This is a genomic window from Bartonella sp. AP280QHHD (assembly GCF_042196125.1).
GTDB lineage: Bacteria > Pseudomonadota > Alphaproteobacteria > Rhizobiales > Rhizobiaceae > Bartonella.
This window is the reverse complement of record NZ_JBHIPQ010000031.1, coordinates 175,343-192,826: the sequence shown is the minus strand read 5'-3', so window position 1 is coordinate 192,826 and position 17,484 is coordinate 175,343. Positions and strand designations below refer to the sequence as shown.

Below are 17,484 nucleotides of genomic sequence, written 5' to 3'. Positions count from 1 at the left end.
AGATTGCATCAATTTTTCATAAGAACAGAAGGGGAAGTCCGTACGTCCAATAGAACCACGAAAGAGAACATCACCCAAGAGAGCTAAGCGCTCTTTTTCATTGAAATAAATAACATGACCAGGGGAATGTCCTGGGGTGTGAAAAACCTTAAACACATGTCCAGCAAAATGAACGCACTCACCATCTTCTAACCATTGGTCAGGAATACAGATGCAAGCATCAGTGATGCCATAATTTTTTGCGCTTTCGCTCACGGCATCCATCACAGGCTTATCATCGCGATGTGAACCGATAATTTTTACATTAAGCGCTTCTTTCACTTGCATTGCTGCTCCTACATGATCAAAATGACCATGTGTTATCCAAATAGCCTCAACGATAACACCATTCTTTTCGATTACGTCTTGAATTCGTGGCCAATCACCACCAGGATCAACGAGAACCCCCGTTTTACATTCACTATCAAAAAGCAAAGTGCAATTTTGTTGGAATGTCGTAACTGGAATAATATGTATATTAAGACTACCCATAATATCCTTTTCAAAAATAACTTTTTTAAATTTATAAATAAAACTTTCTTTCCTTTAAGGTAAAGGTGCTGCTCGACAGCTTTATACAACTTATGTAAACTTGCATTTTGTGTAAACTAAATTTTTATCAAGGTTTTTTTAAGAATGAGCAATCACGTTCAAGTTTTGTGTGACGATGCCCCTCACCTTCTTGTGATTGATGACGATACACGTATTCGCAATCTTTTATTTCAGTTTCTCATTAAAAATGGATTTCGTGTTTCAGTTTCAGCTAATGCGAATGAAGCAAGACGACTGTTAGTAAGTTTAGATTTTGATCTTCTTATTGTTGATGTCATGATGCCTGGCGAAAACGGTATTGATCTCACTCATTCACTCCGCCAAACAAAAGATGTCCCTATCTTTATGTTAACAGCTTTATCAGAAATAGACAATCGTATCCGTGGATTAGAAGCAGGGGCAGATGATTATCTGGCTAAGCCGTTTGACCCTCGTGAACTTCTCCTTCGCATCAACGCCATTTTACGACGTGGTTTTCCCCCTCACCAACCTAAAATTGAGCAAATAGTTTTTGGTCCTTATATATTTTCAATTTCACGACGCGAACTCAAAAAAGGAGGAGAAATTATTAAATTAACAGATAAAGAACAAGAAATGATGATCATTTTTGCCGAAAATGCAGGCGATACAATTCCGCGCCATAAATTCGCGACCGATGACAGCAATGTAAGTGAACGTGCCATTGATGTGCAGATCAACCGCCTTCGTCGTAAAATCGAAAAAAACCCAGCACTGCCTATATGGCTCCAAACCGTGCGAGGAATAGGGTACAAACTCTCTATTGAATAGGCACAAGAATGATCAAACCTTTAAGATTTTTTCTTCGATGGTTAACGAAAAAAATGCCTAAACGGCTTTATGCTCGCTCTTTGATCATTATCATCGCTCCCATGGTGCTTCTGCAAACGGTCATTGCTTATGTCTTTATGGAACGCCATTGGCAAATGGTAACCGAGCGTCTTTCAACGGCTGTCGTGCATGATATTTCAGCCATTATTGATATTCTTGAAACATATCCCCAACAAGATAACTATGAAGATATCAAGCGTATTGCACAACAACGTATGGGATTAAATATTTCTATTCTATCTCCTACCTCCTTACCCCCTCCAGGACCTAAGCCATTTTTTGCAATTCTTGACTATTTTTTAAGTGAAGAAATCACCCGCCAAATTAACCGTCCCTTCTGGATCGATACCGTAGGAGATTCTGATCTTGTTGAAATCCGTATCCACCTTGGTCACAACATTTTACGCGTCTTTGCTCCACGCAGCCAAGCCTATGCTTCCAATACTGCTATTTTTTTAAGCTGGATGGTAGGAACAGCTCTTGTTTTATTGCTGATAGCAATTTACTTTTTACGCAATCAAATCAAACCGATTCAACAATTGGCTGAAGCAGCAGAAAGCTTTGGACGCGGTCGTCCTTTACCAAAAGGATTTCAACCACAAGGAGCTGATGAAGTCCGACGTGCAGGCATCGCTTTTTTACGCATGCGTGAACGTATTGAACGCCAAATTGAACAACGTACCATGATGCTCTCAGGAGTAAGTCATGATTTAAGAACCATTCTTACACGCTTTAAACTTCAGCTGGCATTAGTAAATACTGACTTTGATATTAAACCGCTTGAGCAAGATGTAAGTGACATGCAAAATATGTTAGAAGATTATCTTGCTTTTGCTCGTGGTGAAGGAAGTGAAAGTGTCAAGACTTTTGATTTAAATGCTCTTATGCAAAAATTCTCCACCGATGCTCGTCTTCACAAACGTCAATTTTCTTACACTATTGAAGGTCCTACAGAAATACAAGTACGTCCCCGTGCTTTTACACGCTTGGTCAGCAATCTTGTATCAAATGCATTTTGTTACGGCACGACCGTTAAACTAACCGCTAACTCTCAACAAGAATCTTTTATATTAATAATCGATGATAATGGACCTGGAATTCATAAAAATATGCGCACAGAAGTTTTTAAGCCATTCTTTCGACTTGATAAAGCGCGAAATCAAGATGCAAGTGGAACAGGACTTGGTCTTTCTATTGCTCAAGACATAGCACGCAGCCATGGTGGCAATATACAATTAGATGAGAGCCCACTCGGGGGAGTGCGCGCTATTCTTGATGTCCCCCTATGAGCAATATTTCCGCAAACCGTCTGTAAAAATAACAGACTGTATATTTTAGGCATTCCCTACAGTTTCAAACAAAGTGTACTGTAGTGCCTTGTAAGCACTTTCTCCCGACAAAGCAACCATCTGAAATGCAACATAATGGCTTTCACAGGCTTTAAGTGCATGTATCAACAATGTTTCAACCTGTATATGAGATGGATGCATCCCACCAGCCAAAAGAAGACCTTGTCGATAAATAACTGAATTATTCCTTTGCCAGTAATCAAAATGTCCCAACAACAACTTTTCATTAATTGCTAGCAATAAGCGCTGTATTTCAGCTGTTCGAGCATTTTTAATAGAGAGATCAAACGAACAAGCTAAATGAAGTGCTTCATGCTCTTCCATCCATGAAAAAGCAAGACGATAGTTTGCGCGTTTTCCTTCCACACAAACGCTAATTTCATCTTGTGCATCCCGCTCAAACGACCAATCATATTCACAGGCAATCTGTTCGATAAAGTCAACAGGGTGCTCTTTTCTTTCTGTGGCGCAAAATGCAAGCCTCATCACAATCCTCAATCATCTTAAAACATTGTCAACAGAATATAAACCGTCTCAACTGTAACAATATTTTGCTACAATCAGAACCTTTACACCAAACAAATACACATAAAAACATCGACAGTACACAAACACCCAGAACACAATCGCGCTGTTTAGGGCAACCTGATAGTCATAAAACGAATCATCAAGTCTTTTCAGTGTATTGATACAATTTCATAGCGCCAGCCCCCCTGATTCAAAAAAATGTACTTTACCCAAAAAAAAATCAAAAATAAACAAATGCTCCGCTCTAACAGACTCAAGATTAAGCATTTTTTAGTTTCACGCATCATATTGAAAAATTGGGGATATTTTTTTGAAGATTCTTTTTTTTAAACTATTTTACTTTTTTGTGTCTGCGTTTTTTTTAATCATCTTTTTTTAAATCATCAAGGCGTCTTTTCAAATCAGCGTTATCAGCATGGATTTTCAGCACCATCTCCTTAAAAGTCTCAAACTCTTCGCGAGAAACAAGATCAAGTTTGTTTGCTATCTTTTCAGCCTGCACACGAAAAGCTGTTCCAGCTTCACGTCGTATGCCTTGCGCAACGTCAGCAGCATCCGTTGCTAATTTTGCTAATTCATCAAGAATACGATTTGATCCATTACGCATAACCTTTTTCCTTAAATTTTAATTATTGACGCACGCATTATAGCGTATTCTCATAACATTTAGATACTGTAATTTGTTCCTTTTACTCTATATTTTACATACTGTGCAGATTTTTCATAATGATTTTGTTTAAGATTTTTTAATATTCCTTTTATCACCATATTTTTTACCGCGATAAATCAGTGGAAATCTATCTCCCTTTCTGACTAGCCTCCCTACTGACTTGACCATTGTGTATTCATCTGTCATTTCTGACCATCAGAGTCACTTCATATTCATCTCGTATAATGTAAGATGCTTAACTCATGAACAATTTGTCTTGTCCAACCATTGCTTTTCCGTCTTTTCTTGATCCTGTTATTATCCAGCTAGGTCCCATAACACTTCATTGGTATGGACTTGGTTACGTGCTGGGTATTCTTTTTGCTTGGTGGTATGCGCAAAAATTATTAAAAAAAACATCTCTATGGTATAGAAACTATCCTCCTATGGATAAAGAAAAAATCGGAGATTTTGTTGTCTGGTCTGCCATAAGTGTTGTTGTCGGAGGGCGTTTAGGACAAGTTCTTGTATGGGATCCCATTTACTATTTTAACCATCCAAGTGCTATCATTGCCGTATGGGATGGGGGAATGTCCTTTCATGGCGGACTTATTGGTATTATCATTGCTATGATCTGGTTTGCCCGTAAAAATTATATTAACATACGAGCCATGTTTGATATCATTGCTGCAGGTGCTCCTATTGGTATCGGCATTGTACGAATCTGCAACTTCATTAACCAAGAATTATGGGGTAATATTACTACACGTCCTTGGGCTGTTTGTTTTCCTCTCGATCCTTACTATTTACCGCGCCATCCAAGCCAGCTTTACGAAGCATTTATGGAAGGATTTCTTCTCTTCATCATCCTGTGTCTTCTTATTTTTGGGTTCAAAGCATTAAAACGTCCCGGTACTGTATCAGGAACATTTATTATAGGCTACGCAGTAACACGCAGCATTTCTGAAATTTACCGTGCGCCTCAAGAAGATCCAGAATGGTTTTCGACTCTTTTCCATTCTACTGGTTTTACCTATGGCATGGCTTTATCTCTTCCCATGCTTCTTGTAGGGTTTTATCTTCTTCTCCACGCCTTTAAATATAAATCGACAGAAAATGGCCAATCTAAAAGAAAAAATTAAAGAAATTATTGTCCTTAATGGACCAATCACTGTTAGCCAATATATGACGTTGGCACTCACCGATCCCCAATTTGGTTATTATCAAACACAAACCCCTTTTGGACGTGCTGGTGATTTCATTACAGCACCTGAAATAAGCCAATTATTTGGAGAAATGATTGGCATTTGGACTCTTGCAAGCTGGAAAGCTCAAGGGTGCCCTCACCCTTTTATTCTCGCTGAAATAGGTCCAGGACGAGGAACTTTGATGGATGACATTTTGCGAACCATCCAAAAGCTCTCTCAAACGGCATTTAATGCTGCTGAAATTTTTCTGATCGAAATAAGCAAAAAACTTGCAAAAGAACAAAAAAAGCGCCTTTTCTCTTATCAAAAACAAATCCATAGCATTGAAAATTTTAATCAAATTCCTTCAAATCCTCTCTTCCTCATTGCTAATGAATTTCTCGATACACTCCCTATCAACCAATATATTAAAGTCAATGGAGAATGGAAAGAGCGCCGCATTACAGTCAATCAAAATGGAGATTTCATCTTTATTGCTGCCCCGCATAAACTTCCCTCTTCTTGTCTACAAACCTATTGTTCTAAAGTGCCTGACGGAACAATTTTTGAACATGCCCCCTTACGGCATCAATTCATGCAACAAATCAGCCACCATTTAGTGCAAGTGACAGGTTCTGCTTTACTTATCGACTATGGTGCTTGTGAGCTTGCCTTTGGCGATACCTTGCAAGCACTCTCAAAACATAGATTTCGTGATGTTTTTGATGCCCCTGGTGAACATGATTTAACATCCCATGTTGATTTTTCTTTTTTAAAAAACATAGCTCTTGAACAGGGCTGTTTTGCTGAAATCTTAGAGCAAGGAGAATTTCTTTTTAAAATGGGGCTACTGGAGCGCGCAAACCAGCTTGGAGTTGGCAAAAGTGCTCCTTTGCAAGACAAAATCCGCCAAGACATCGAACGGCTCGCTAGTCCAGATCAGATGGGAAAATTATTTAAAGTTTTACATTTCAGTGATAAAAATATCTCCATACCTCCCCAATTTTGATGATCGGCGCTTTTGTCAATAAGCACATCATTATCTGAAATATTCATTGACAAATATGAACATCTCCATCCTCACTTTAAATAATCTCCATAAGGAACTTTTATGAAATCTATCCCTCATCCCATTCTTGCAAAAAATCTTTCTACTTTACACTCCCATGGAATAAAACATGGATTTTTTACACGTCAAGGTGGTGTTTCAAAAAATCTTTATCATAGTCTTAATGTTGGGAAAGGTTCAAATGATCAACTTGAATATATTGTACAGAATCGTCTTTTGATTGCCAATTATTTTTCTATTGAAGCGCAAAATTTAGTCACAGTCAATCAAATACACTCCTGTAACGTTGTCGTAGCTCATCAAGCAACTATCGGTGCACCTCCTCAAGCTGATGCTCTGGTTACGACCACCCCAGAACTCGTTATTGGGGTTCTTACAGCAGATTGCGGACCCATTCTGTTTGCTGATCCACAAGCTGGAGTCATCGCTGCAACTCATGCTGGCTGGCGTGGAAGCTTAAATGGAATTATCGAGAAAACAATTGCTGTTATGGAAACACAAGGAGCCAAAAGACAATCAATAACAGCAGTCCTTGGACCTTGTATTGGCCCTTATCACTACGAAGTAACAAATGAATTTTACGACCAATTTATTGATTACCACAGCAAATACCAAAAATATTTTTTAAAAACAGACAAAATAAATCGCTTTTATTTTAATCTATGGGCATTTATTATAAACCAACTCAAAGAAGCAGGCGTTAATGCTTCTTGTGTAGAGCTTTGTACCTATCAAGATGAACAGCGTTTTTTCTCCTATCGCCGTGCAATACACCGCAACGAACCCGATTACGGACGGCAAATTTCTGCTATTATGCTGAAAAACAAAAGATGAGCCCCTTTTATACTTGAGAACAATACCAAAACTGCAAAACTAAACTTTTTACCCAAATGTAAAAATAAACCCCATTGGACTTTGCTTTTTTCACGAAATTATCTACCAGCACATAAAATATGATAGCCTTCGCTATGATCATTTTCAATGTTTGGTTATAATGATTGAAGGCAAGATGATACTTCTTTTTATTACTCCCCTTCATTCATCTTAAATATGAAACATTCCCCATATTGAAAGTATTTTTATAAAGTAATAACCAAAAAGCTTAATCAATATGTATTTCTTTGCCGCATGGAGAAAAAACTTTGCTCTAAAAGTAATAAACTTTTGGAAAAAGAGAAAACATACTGCATAGCTCTTTTATAATAATCGATAAAATTGTAAGGCTTTTGTAATTGCTCTCTTGCAATTTAATAAAAAGAAATTAAAAACCGTGTCGCATTCCCACCATGATGATTCAGAGGTTCTACTATGAAACTTTTCTGCGGAAATTCTAATCCACGCCTAGCTGAAGATGTTGCAAATTATTTGAACATCCCCTTAGGCAAAGCAACTGTAAAGCGCTTTGCTGATCAAGAAATTTTCGTAGAACTGCATGAAAATGTACGTGGACAAGATGTTTTTGTTTTGCAATCTACATCCTATCCCGCAAATGATCATTTGATGGAATTACTCATCATGATTGATGCCCTTCGTCGTTCTTCTGCGCGTCGTATTACAGCTGTTATCCCCTATTTTGGCTATGCCCGCCAAGATAGAAAACCAGGACCACGAACTCCTATTTCTGCAAAACTTGTTGCCAACCTCATTACTGAAGCAGGGGCCCATCGTGTTTTAACACTAGACCTTCATGCAGGACAAATTCAAGGTTTTTTTGATATCCCTACGGATAATCTCTATGCTGTTCCTGTCATTTCTCGCGATGTCAAAGTGCATTATTCTCTTGAAAATGTTATCGTTGTTTCACCTGATGTGGGTGGTGTGGTTCGCGCGCGCGCGCTTGCCAAGCGCTTGAACAGTTTGCTCGCTATTGTGGATAAACGTCGCGAAAGCCCCGGTGAATCAGAAGTTATGAATATCATTGGAGATGTATCGGGAAAAGATTGCCTTTTGCTTGATGATATTGTTGATTCAGGTGGAACTTTATGCAATGCAGCAAGTGCTCTGCTTAAACATGGTGCCAATAGTGTCACAGCTTATATCACGCACGGTGTTCTTTCTGGTAATGCAATCGAGCGAATTGCTAATTCAGAGATGAAAGAATTGGTTATTACAGATTCAATTATGCCAACACAAGCTATTGAGAAAACCCATAATATTCGTGTTTTGCCCATTGCCGACCTTATGGGAGAAGCAATAGCAAGGACAGCAGCAGAACAATCGGTTTCCAGCTTATTTGGTTAAAGTGGTTCCTTGGGGTCTCCCGGTGCTGTTTCAACACCAAGATCAGGAAAGGCAACAATACGTTGACCACTAAAATGCGTGTGAATAACAATAAGTCCACGCTCTTCAAAGTAGGTTAAAAGTCGGCGTGCACGGCTTAAAGAATGAGTCCCATAAAGACGTGCTAAAAATGCATCAGATGGACATGGCTTTCCCCCTAATGCGGCCTGTGCCACGTTCAAGAAGACTCCTTGAACATCTTCTTCCAAACTTTCTGATATCTGCAAAATATGTTTCCAATGTTCACTGACAGCCGTTTGTTCATCAACAAAAGCCTGAGCAATAGCCAATTTACGCCGAAATTGTGAAAGATTAAAAGGAACCTTTGACATCCCATGGATACGGCAACGAACTGAAAAATCTTGATAAAGCACCGCTGTTGAACGATAAAAAGCTTCAGAATCCTCAAGAATTTCCCGAATAATATGTTCTGCTTGCCCGTCACGCTCAACATCAGAAAGTTCAGGAAATAAACTTGGGTTTTCTTCTAACAACTCTTGTTTTTTATGCACGACCTCCTCTAACATCTCGTGCATTGACTTTTCCCTCATCGGCTCTCGTGTTTGTTTAAATGGCGTTAAAATTTCCTCTGGTGAAGCAGTAAAAACGAGCTCTTGCACATCATCCCGCTCTGTTGGAAGTGGCATTAATTTAGGGCTAGAAGAGCGTGCCAAAGTTTCAACAGAACCGATAATAATTGGTAAGGGACGTCGTGATAAAGCAGGGCCTAAAGCTATAAAATTTCCCCGTTCAAGATCTCTAAACATTTCCGCTTGGCGACGCTCCATCCCCAAAAGATCAGCGGCGCGCACCATATCAATATCTAAAAAAGTCCGCCCTATTAAAAAGTTTGAAGCTTCAGCCGCAACATTTTTGGCAAGCTTAGCCAAACGTTGTGTCGCAATAACACCAGCAAGACCACGTTTACGTCCTCGACACATCAGATTGGTCATAGCGCTCAAAGAAATTTTACGCGCTTCATCAGAAACTTCTCCTGCTGCAGTTGGAGCAAACAATTGTGCTTCATCGACAACGACAAGCATAGGATACCAATAATCACGTTCCACATCAAACAGTGCCCCAAGGAAAGCCCCTACAGCACGCATCTGTTGTTCAGTGTCCAAACCTTCAAGATTAAATACCACCGAAACCCGATGTTGTCGAATGCGATGCGCAATACGTGTCAATTCTAGTTCGCTCCGTTGAGCCTCTACAATAACATGACCAAATTTATCTGCCAAAGTTACAAAATCGCCTTCTGGATCAATTACACAATGCTGCACCCACTGAGCACTTTGCTCCAGAAGACGGCGTAAAAGATGTGATTTCCCTGAACCAGAATTACCTTGTACAAGAAGACGTGTCGCCAATAATTCTTCCAAATCAAGAAGTGCTGGCATCGATTTATGCAAAGCACGACTTTCTGACATCTCACCCAAGGCAATCTCAACCTTCATAACATCTCCAGTGTTTGATTTTGAACATATCAGTGCCAGCACATATTGGTTGATTCTCCATCCACACCGTAATTTGTAACATTTCCTCCTTTTTAACGGTAGAAATCATCGATTTTTCCCACAACTCTTGCATCTATGAATAGTTTGAACTATAGAACAAACTTCTGCGTAGACACCCTTGGAGGCAACGTAGAATGGAGTGATCGCTGTTGGTTAGCGCATATCTTCATATCCATGCAAAAACTATTACTGTTTTTGAAGGATCTCCAATCATGTAAAAAGGACTTAAATTATGAGCAAAAGCTACACTCTTAAGGCCGAAAAACGCGAGCGGGTTGGTAAGGGGTCCTCCCGTGAACTTCGCCGCAACGGTCTTATTCCTGCTGTCATTTATGGTGAAAAACAACCACCTTTGGCAATAACAGTTCCCTATAAAGAAATTTTCTACAAAATTCATGCTGGTGGCTTTCGCACCACCATTGCAACGATTATTCTTGACAAGCAAAAAATTATGGTTTTGCCAAAAGATTATCAATTAGATCCCGTGCGTGACTTTCCCCTCCATGTAGACTTTTTGCGCATTTCAGCAAAATCCGTTGTAGAAGTGAATATTCCTGTCCACTTCCTCAATGAAGATACGGCACCTGGACTTAAAAAGGGTGGTGTCCTCAATATTGTTCGGCACGAAATTGAATGTACAGCTCCAGCAAGTGCTATTCCTGAAGCTATTGAAATTGATCTCTCCAGCTACTCTATTGGTGATTCTATTCACATTTCAGCAGTGCAACTGCCAAAAGATGTGACTCCCATCATCCAAGATCGAGACTTTACCATTGCAACCATTGCAGCTCCTGCTGGCATGGATGTCAGCGATGAAACTTCTGAACAAGAAAATGATGAAGAAGACACACAAACTTCATAAAACTCAAAAGGCGGGAATTTTTCCGCCTTAATTTATGAGACATTACCCTTACTCATACTTTGACTGAAGATACACATGTGGCTTATTGCTGGTCTTGGCAATCCTGGTTTACAATATCAAAATAACCGCCATAATATCGGTTTTATGGCTGTTGATGCCATTTATCAGTCCTTCTCTTTTTCTCCATGGTCAAAGAAGTTTCAAGCAGAAATCTCCAATGGTTTCATAAATAATGAGAAAATTTTTCTTATAAAACCACAAACTTTCATGAATCTTTCTGGTCAAGCTATCGGTGAAGCTTTGCGATTTTATAAATTAGATTTAAAGAATTTGATCATCATTTATGATGAACTAGACCTGTCACCGGGGAAAGTTCGTATAAAAATTGGTGGAGGACATAATGGGCATAATGGCATTAAGTCTATTGATGCCCATTGTGGTACTGACTATTGTCGTATACGCATAGGAATTGGTCATCCTGGAAGCAAAGAACTTGTTCATCAACATGTCTTGGGGAATTTTACCAAATCTGATCAAGAATGGTTATCCCCTCTCTTAGAGACAATTGCAAAAAATATCGCTCTCCTTATAAAAGATGATAAATCCCTCTTTATGAATGAAGTTTCACAAACGATAAAACACAATCAGAACCATTAGCTTGCGTGCCCCTGTCGCGTGAAGAATATGAATAAGAACTCTTAAAAAAATCCTCTTATAAACTTTCTCAAAGGCAAAATCTGTTGGCAACGTGAGAAGCTAGAAAATAGAACAGAATACAAGCTTGTATACACCTTTGAAGAAGAAAGGCTTATATTCTCTTTTGAGAGAAAGAGAAGATTGAACAGCAAACACAGCTCTCTCCAATCTTCTCCCCTAAATTAAAAAAAATCATTTGGCTGAATGGTCGACTGTAGCGGATCGTAACCATTTGATTGTTGACTATAAACTGCAGGAATACTCCTATTGTTTTGCAATACCACAACACGCGAACCAATGGGAACACGATCATAAAGATCGATAATATCTTGATTAAGCAAACGGATACACCCACTTGAAATAGCACGCCCAATTGACCACGATTCGTGTGAGCCATGAATACGGAAAAGTGTATCTTTCCCATTTTTGAACAAATAAAGTGCCCGCGCACCTAATGGATTATCGGGCCCTGGTGGCATTCCTTTCCCAAGATGACCATAACGTTCTGGTTCTCGAGCCATCATAGCTGCAGTAGGAGCCCAATTTGGCCACCGACGCTTGCGCTGTATAACCCCCTCACCTTCAAATGCTAGGCCTTCTTTACCGACACCAATCCCATAACGCAAAGCTTTTCCATTTTCACCAATAAGGTAAAGAAAACACTCTTGCGTATCTATAACCAATGTTCCAGGCGCATAAGATGTATAATAAATCACCTCTTGTCGCCAATATTTTGGATCAATTGTCGCAAGATCAACAGCAGGTAACGAATAGGTCTCATTCGTTACAGGACCATACAAAGCCTGTATTTCTGGTGGAATGTATCGAACTTGTTGAAAAGGTACCGATGACATATCTGACTGACGTGTAGCACATCCAGCCAAAGCCAAAAGTGCTGCAATTAAAAAGGCACAACGAGATAACACTCTTCTATTTTCTCCGATTAATTATTTATGCAGATTTGCATACCATGAAAAACTTAGCACAATATTAACATTAATTCGAAGTTTTCTTATCCTTGTAACTAAGGAGAACAATAAGGTAAGAAGAACTAAGGTAAAAAAGTAGATACCTATTACTTTAGACTTTTTTCTCACTTATCGCAAGACCAGGACTATAACTCTTCTGAAAATATGCTATAAAAAGGAAGCTTTATCTTGACCATAAAATTAATAGAAAAGAAAGACTCTCATGGGCTTTAAATGCGGTATTGTCGGATTACCTAATGTCGGGAAATCAACTCTTTTTAATGCATTAACAAAAACAGCCACTGCACAGGCTGCCAATTATCCTTTTTGTACCATTGAACCCAATACCGGAGAAGTTGCTGTTCCAGATTTACGAATGGAAAAAATTGCATCAATCGCTGGTTCAAAAGAAATGATTCCTACACGCATTAACTTCGTCGATATTGCGGGGCTTGTGCGAGGAGCTTCAAAAGGCGAAGGTTTAGGAAACAAGTTTTTAGCCAATATTCGCGAAGTCGATGCCATTGTCCACGTTTTACGCTGTTTTCAAAATGAAGATATTACCCATGTAGAGGGACGTATTGATCCTTTTTGTGATGCGACAACGGTTGAAACCGAACTCATGCTTGCGGATCTTGAAAGTCTTGAGAGACGAATCATACAAATCCGTAAACGAGCAACCGGAAAAGACAAAGAAGCTCTCACAATTTTACCTATTATGGAAAAAGCATTAAACATACTGCAACAGGGAAACCCTGTCCGGTTATTACTCAAAGATATTTCTTCCGATGAACACCACATTCTTAAGAGTTTGAATCTTTTAACCTCCAAGCCTGTACTTTATGTTTGTAATGTAAGCGAAAATGACGCCGCTCGTGGAAATAGCTTTACCCAAACAGTTGAAAAAATGGCAACAGAGCAAAATGCGCAAAGCATTATCATTTCTGCTTCTATCGAAGCGGAAATTACACAACTGAGTGATGCTGAAGCATCAGAATATCTCAATGCGCTAGGACTCTTTGAACCGAGTCTCAATCGCCTCATTCGCGCTGGTTACCATTTACTTGATCTCATTACTTACTTCACCTGTGGGCCTAAGGAAACACGAGCATGGACAATTACGCGTGGTACAAAAGCTCCCCAAGCAGCTGGTGTTATTCATTCAGATTTTGAGCGCGGTTTCATTCGTGCCCAAACCATCAGCTATAATGACTATATTGCTCTGGGTGGAGAAAGCGGTGCAAAGGAAGCAGGAAAAGCCCGCGATGAAGGAAAGGAATACATTGTGCAAGATGGCGATATCATGTTATTTAAACATAATACTTAAATCTTCACTCTGTCTTAATAGTTTATCTTGAAAACTTTGATAATAGCTCCTTGGAATCTTGTCGCAAAAATTCTCAAGAGCTTTTAGAACAAAAAAACTGTTGCTAGCATATGATTGTGATAGCAACAGCTTGGTCCATTAAAGAATAGAAATATAAAATTAGCGTGTCCAACGCCCTTCGTATTTAAATGTTGGAGCGTTCTTTAAAGAATCTTTTGTCGCATTTGTAATAAGTTTCCATTTACCATAATCATTTGTCATCTGGATTGTTTCTGGAGAAACGACCACATAACTCTCGCCTATGCCAAGAAAACCACCAACAGCAATAACAAATCCTGCAATATTATTTTCACGTAAAATAATATCTTTTACTTCACCAATATTTTCATCTTCTATATTATATACATTGGCGCCTATAAGACTGGAAGCAACAAAATCCGTTGCTAAAGGTGTCACATAACGCACAGACTTATCTATCCCCACCTGTACAATACCCGTCGAAGAGATCATTTCAGGTTTTGAAGGCACTTCAAAAGACTGAGCATAAGTACTAGAAACCATCAAAATTGACATAAGAGTAGTACATGCAATTTTTTTCATTTTAACATCTCCATTTTTACTTTGCTTTTACTTTATAAAACCTCAATGCATCATAAAAAGATTTGTTCCTTATGCTCTTTATACTCTATACTCTTTTGAGCCTTATCGCTTTACCCTTTTCTCTTTATTTCGTCTTTTATTTCTTTCTCTAATTCTTCTTCTAAACCACACCAAATACGATTTTTTAAAATATAAACAAACCCTGCAAAAATGATTAAAAATAAAATAACACGAAAACCGGTTTTTTTACGAATTTCCATATGAGGATCGGCAGCCCACATCAAAAAAGCAGAAACATCGCGCGCATAATGTTCAATGATTTCTGGGGTTCCATCTTCATAAGCAACCATACCATCACTCAAAGGAGGAGCCATAGTTAAAGAATTACCGGCAATAAAATAAGGATTATACCAATAACCATTCGCAATTTTTATCTCCTTCGGTGCCTTCTGATATCCTGTTAAAAGAGCTGTAATATAATCTGGACCAGCTGTATCATAATGAGACAATGCATCAGTAATTAAAGCAGGAAACGGCAAAGATACCCCACGTGCACGTGCTATCAATGTCAAATCTGGAGGATAAGCACTATTCAAAATAAATCTTGCTTCTTCTTCATGTGAAAAGGGAGAAGGAAAACAATCCGTTGCAACCCCAGCACGTTTAAAAAATTTTCCTTCTCGATTAGGACCATCGCGCACTTCATATTGCCCCGCCAAAGCTTTGATCTGTTCTTGATCATACCCAAGATCTTTTAAATTGCGAAAAGCCACATATTTTAGCCCATGGCAGCTGGAACAAACTTGTCTATAAACCTTTAATCCGCGCCTCAATTGCGCCTTATCATAAAGCCCAAATGGACCTGAAAAACTCCATTCTTGTTTTTTAGGAACCTGTAAAGGAAAAGAAATAAATCCTTCTTCCTGATCAGAGGCATCACTCGCTAAACTCTGAGCAGAAAAACTCATAGCAACAATAACAACCAGCCCGACAAAAACATTTACCATAGTCTCTTTTTTTTCTGTTTTAAATCTTGCATAATTGAAGAAGGAAGAGAACAATTTTTTTCAAACGCTGGCAAAATCGGCAAAATAACCAAAAAAAATATAAAATAATAAACCGTAGCCAATTGTGTCCATAAAAGAATTTTGTCACTTATTTCTCTTGACCCCAACCAACCAAGAAAAACGACATCAATAACCAACGCCCAAAAGAAAATTTTATAAACAGGTCGATATCTTGCTGAACATATTTTAGAGCGGTCTAACCATGGCACAAAAATTAAAATGCAAATCGAACTGACGAATAAAACAAAGCCAACAAAGTTTGAAGAGAAAATACCGATATCAAAAGTTATAGCACGAAGCATCGCATAAAAAGGCAAAAAATACCATTCTGGAACCACACGAAGAGGTGCCTTTAAAGGATCTGCCACACTATAATTTTCAGCCTGCCCCATATAATCGGGCATATAAAACAAAAACCAGGCAAAGAAGATGAGAAAAACAGTAATAGCAAAAATATCTTTGATAAGCGCATAAGGCGAAAATGGAACTGTTTCCTTATCTGATTGTATAGCAAGACCCGTTGGATTGCCTTGCCCAACACAATGAATTGCCCAAATATGCAGCCCCACAAAAAGAAGCAAAATAAATGATAAAACATAATGGAAAACATAAAAACGATTCAACGTTGGTTGTCCTACGACATAACCACCCAGAAGTGTCTCATGCAACCATGTCCCCACCAAAGGTATCGTTTTTAAAAGCCCTGCAATCACTGAAGCCGCTGAAATAGACATCATCCCCCAAACAAGCACATAACCAAAAAATGCTATTGCCATCATGATGATATAAATAAAAATACCTGTAACCCATACCATTTCTCGCATATTTTTATAAGAACCATAATAAAGTCCACGTGCTAAATGGATATAAACAGCAATAAAAAAAAACGAAGAGCCTACACAATGCCATGGACGAAAAAGCCAACCAAACTGCCCTTCACGCCGAAATCGTTCACTGGTTTCAAAAGCCAAATGAATATCCGGAACATAATGCATAGCCAAGACAATACCAGTCAAAAGCTGTGATAAAAGCATAATGGTCAAAATACCGCCAAATGTATAAAAGTAATTAAGATTACGCGGAACAGGAAAAATCACAAATGCATTATAAAAAAAACGAGGAAGAGGAAAACGCTTATCAAACCAACGGGCAAGTGCATTTTTAGGACAATAAGGAGAAAACCTTGTCATAACCTTATCCTATTTTGAGCAAAGTATCAGAAAGAAATTGGTAAGGAGGAATAGCCAAATTATAGTTAGCTGGACCCGACCGCACTCTTCCAGCTGTATCATAAACAGACCCATGACATGGACACAACCACCCTCCAAATTTCCCAGATTGCCCAAGTGTTATACAGCCTAAATGCGTACAAAGATTAATGACGATAAGCCAATTTTCACGTCCTTTACCTGCTGAACGTGCAAAATCCGTCGCTTCTTTTTCACCTTCAAGATTAGGATTGCGCGCTTGACGATCTTTTAGAAGTCTCAATTCAGTAGCGCGCGCATCAGCAATTTCTTTTGCCGTACGATTTCGAATAACAACAGGCTGTCCTCGCCACTTTACCGTTACTGACATCCCCTCTTCAATACCAGAAAGATCAACCTCAACAGAGGAAGATGCCAAAACAGCTTCATCTGGACGCAACTGACGGATAAAAGGCCACACAACCGCTCCCATTCCAACTGCTCCTGCAACAGCTGTTACCAAAAACAGAAAATCCCGCCTCGTTTGCTCACCCATGGCCTTAACTTAAAGAGACACTTTGCTAAAACATTCTTTTACCATACCCTCTCCCATTGTACAATGCTTGATCACTCCGTTACCTCAACCATAAAAACATCCCCGTAAAACACTCCTGCCATTTGTATGGTTTATACAAAAAACTGTTTTATAATGATAATTCATCGTTTTACAGAGTGAATGAAATCCCTAAACACCGTAA

Annotated in this window: 18 protein-coding genes; 9 read left to right on the top strand and 9 right to left on the bottom strand. The window is 38.9% G+C overall.

The features are described 5' to 3' along the window. Nucleotides 1–531: MBL fold metallo-hydrolase (locus ACFIMK_RS04315; protein WP_375675064.1), on the bottom strand; the 531-nt coding region annotated here is incomplete at its 3' end. 144 nt (nucleotides 532–675) lie between these two features. Here ACFIMK_RS04315 and ACFIMK_RS04310 point away from each other — a divergent pair. Then, complete coding sequence (locus tag ACFIMK_RS04310) at nucleotides 676–1,380, top strand: response regulator (protein WP_375682985.1); 705 nt, start codon at nucleotides 676–678, stop codon at nucleotides 1,378–1,380. Nucleotides 1,381–1,388: 8 nt separating this feature from the next. Then, nucleotides 1,389–2,729: an ATP-binding protein gene (locus ACFIMK_RS04305; RefSeq protein WP_375611185.1), complete on the top strand. Its 1,341-nt coding sequence runs from the start codon at nucleotides 1,389–1,391 to the stop codon at nucleotides 2,727–2,729. Nucleotides 2,730–2,774: 45 nt separating this feature from the next. Here the strand turns inward: ACFIMK_RS04305 and ACFIMK_RS04300 are convergent, their stop codons facing one another. Together ACFIMK_RS04300 and ACFIMK_RS04295 are read right to left on the bottom strand one after the other, a co-directional pair. Next, nucleotides 2,775–3,275: a YbjN domain-containing protein gene (locus ACFIMK_RS04300; protein WP_273724125.1), complete on the bottom strand. Its 501-nt coding sequence runs from the start codon at nucleotides 3,273–3,275 to the stop codon at nucleotides 2,775–2,777. Between the two features lie 403 nt (nucleotides 3,276–3,678). Next, nucleotides 3,679–3,924: an accessory factor UbiK family protein gene (locus ACFIMK_RS04295; RefSeq protein ID WP_273791228.1), complete on the bottom strand. Its 246-nt coding sequence runs from the start codon at nucleotides 3,922–3,924 to the stop codon at nucleotides 3,679–3,681. Nucleotides 3,925–4,229: 305 nt separating this feature from the next. Here ACFIMK_RS04295 and lgt point away from each other — a divergent pair, with 305 nt between their 5' ends. From lgt to ACFIMK_RS04275, 4 genes are all read left to right on the top strand, one after another. Then, nucleotides 4,230–5,108, top strand: coding sequence for a prolipoprotein diacylglyceryl transferase (gene lgt / locus ACFIMK_RS04290; RefSeq protein WP_375638075.1), 879 nt, complete (start codon nucleotides 4,230–4,232; stop codon nucleotides 5,106–5,108). Continuing rightward, entirely contained in the window at nucleotides 5,083–6,162 is a 1,080-nt protein-coding gene (locus tag ACFIMK_RS04285; protein ID WP_375638074.1) for a class I SAM-dependent methyltransferase, read from the top strand. The genes lgt and ACFIMK_RS04285 overlap by 26 nt, the downstream gene beginning before the upstream one ends. A 102-nt stretch (nucleotides 6,163–6,264) precedes the next feature. Beyond that, entirely contained in the window at nucleotides 6,265–7,056 is a 792-nt protein-coding gene (pgeF, locus tag ACFIMK_RS04280; protein WP_375682986.1) for a peptidoglycan editing factor PgeF, read from the top strand. Between the two features lie 474 nt (nucleotides 7,057–7,530). After that, nucleotides 7,531–8,463 carry a ribose-phosphate pyrophosphokinase gene (locus tag ACFIMK_RS04275; RefSeq protein ID WP_375606345.1) on the top strand — a complete coding sequence of 311 codons (933 nt, stop codon included), beginning with the start codon at nucleotides 7,531–7,533 and terminating at the stop codon, nucleotides 8,461–8,463. On the opposite strand, the gene ACFIMK_RS04270 is transcribed toward ACFIMK_RS04275, so the two are convergent. Further along, nucleotides 8,460–9,959 (bottom strand): helicase HerA domain-containing protein, encoded by a 1,500-nt coding sequence (locus ACFIMK_RS04270; protein WP_375612981.1) that lies wholly within the window; start codon nucleotides 9,957–9,959, stop codon nucleotides 8,460–8,462. The genes ACFIMK_RS04275 and ACFIMK_RS04270 overlap by 4 nt on opposite strands. Nucleotides 9,960–10,251: 292 nt before the next feature. Here ACFIMK_RS04270 and ACFIMK_RS04265 point away from each other — a divergent pair, with 292 nt between their 5' ends. Both ACFIMK_RS04265 and pth read left to right on the top strand, forming a co-directional pair. Continuing rightward, a complete protein-coding gene (locus tag ACFIMK_RS04265; RefSeq protein WP_375611180.1) occupies nucleotides 10,252–10,881 on the top strand; it encodes a 50S ribosomal protein L25/general stress protein Ctc in 630 nt (209 codons plus the stop codon). A 75-nt stretch (nucleotides 10,882–10,956) separates the two neighbouring features. After that, on the top strand, nucleotides 10,957–11,538 hold the full coding sequence (gene pth / locus ACFIMK_RS04260; protein WP_375631640.1) for an aminoacyl-tRNA hydrolase: 582 nt from the start codon (nucleotides 10,957–10,959) through the stop codon (nucleotides 11,536–11,538). Nucleotides 11,539–11,759: 221 nt separating this feature from the next. Here pth and ACFIMK_RS04255 read toward each other — a convergent pair whose 3' ends face one another. Next, complete coding sequence (locus ACFIMK_RS04255; RefSeq protein ID WP_375638071.1) at nucleotides 11,760–12,503, bottom strand: L,D-transpeptidase; 744 nt, start codon at nucleotides 12,501–12,503, stop codon at nucleotides 11,760–11,762. 265 nt (nucleotides 12,504–12,768) lie between these two features. Here ACFIMK_RS04255 and ychF point away from each other — a divergent pair, with 265 nt between their 5' ends. Further along, a complete protein-coding gene (gene ychF / locus ACFIMK_RS04250) occupies nucleotides 12,769–13,872 on the top strand; it encodes a redox-regulated ATPase YchF (RefSeq protein WP_375636229.1) in 1,104 nt (367 codons plus the stop codon). A 159-nt stretch (nucleotides 13,873–14,031) separates the two neighbouring features. Here the strand turns inward: ychF and ACFIMK_RS04245 are convergent, their stop codons facing one another. The 4 genes from ACFIMK_RS04245 to petA all read right to left on the bottom strand — a co-directional run bounded on the left by ACFIMK_RS04245 (nucleotide 14,032) and on the right by petA (nucleotide 17,282). Beyond that, nucleotides 14,032–14,472, bottom strand: coding sequence for a PRC-barrel domain-containing protein (locus tag ACFIMK_RS04245; RefSeq protein ID WP_375611176.1), 441 nt, complete (start codon nucleotides 14,470–14,472; stop codon nucleotides 14,032–14,034). 110 nt (nucleotides 14,473–14,582) lie between these two features. Further along, entirely contained in the window at nucleotides 14,583–15,479 is an 897-nt protein-coding gene (locus ACFIMK_RS04240; protein ID WP_375668220.1) for a cytochrome c1, read from the bottom strand. Next, nucleotides 15,473–16,729: a cytochrome bc complex cytochrome b subunit gene (locus ACFIMK_RS04235; protein WP_375611174.1), complete on the bottom strand. Its 1,257-nt coding sequence runs from the start codon at nucleotides 16,727–16,729 to the stop codon at nucleotides 15,473–15,475. Before ACFIMK_RS04235 ends, ACFIMK_RS04240 begins: the two co-directional genes overlap by 7 nt. A 4-nt stretch (nucleotides 16,730–16,733) precedes the next feature. Further along, nucleotides 16,734–17,282, bottom strand: a complete 549-nt coding sequence (gene petA / locus ACFIMK_RS04230) for a ubiquinol-cytochrome c reductase iron-sulfur subunit (RefSeq protein ID WP_375611173.1) — start codon at nucleotides 17,280–17,282, stop codon at nucleotides 16,734–16,736. Nucleotides 17,283–17,484 lie beyond the last annotated feature (202 nt).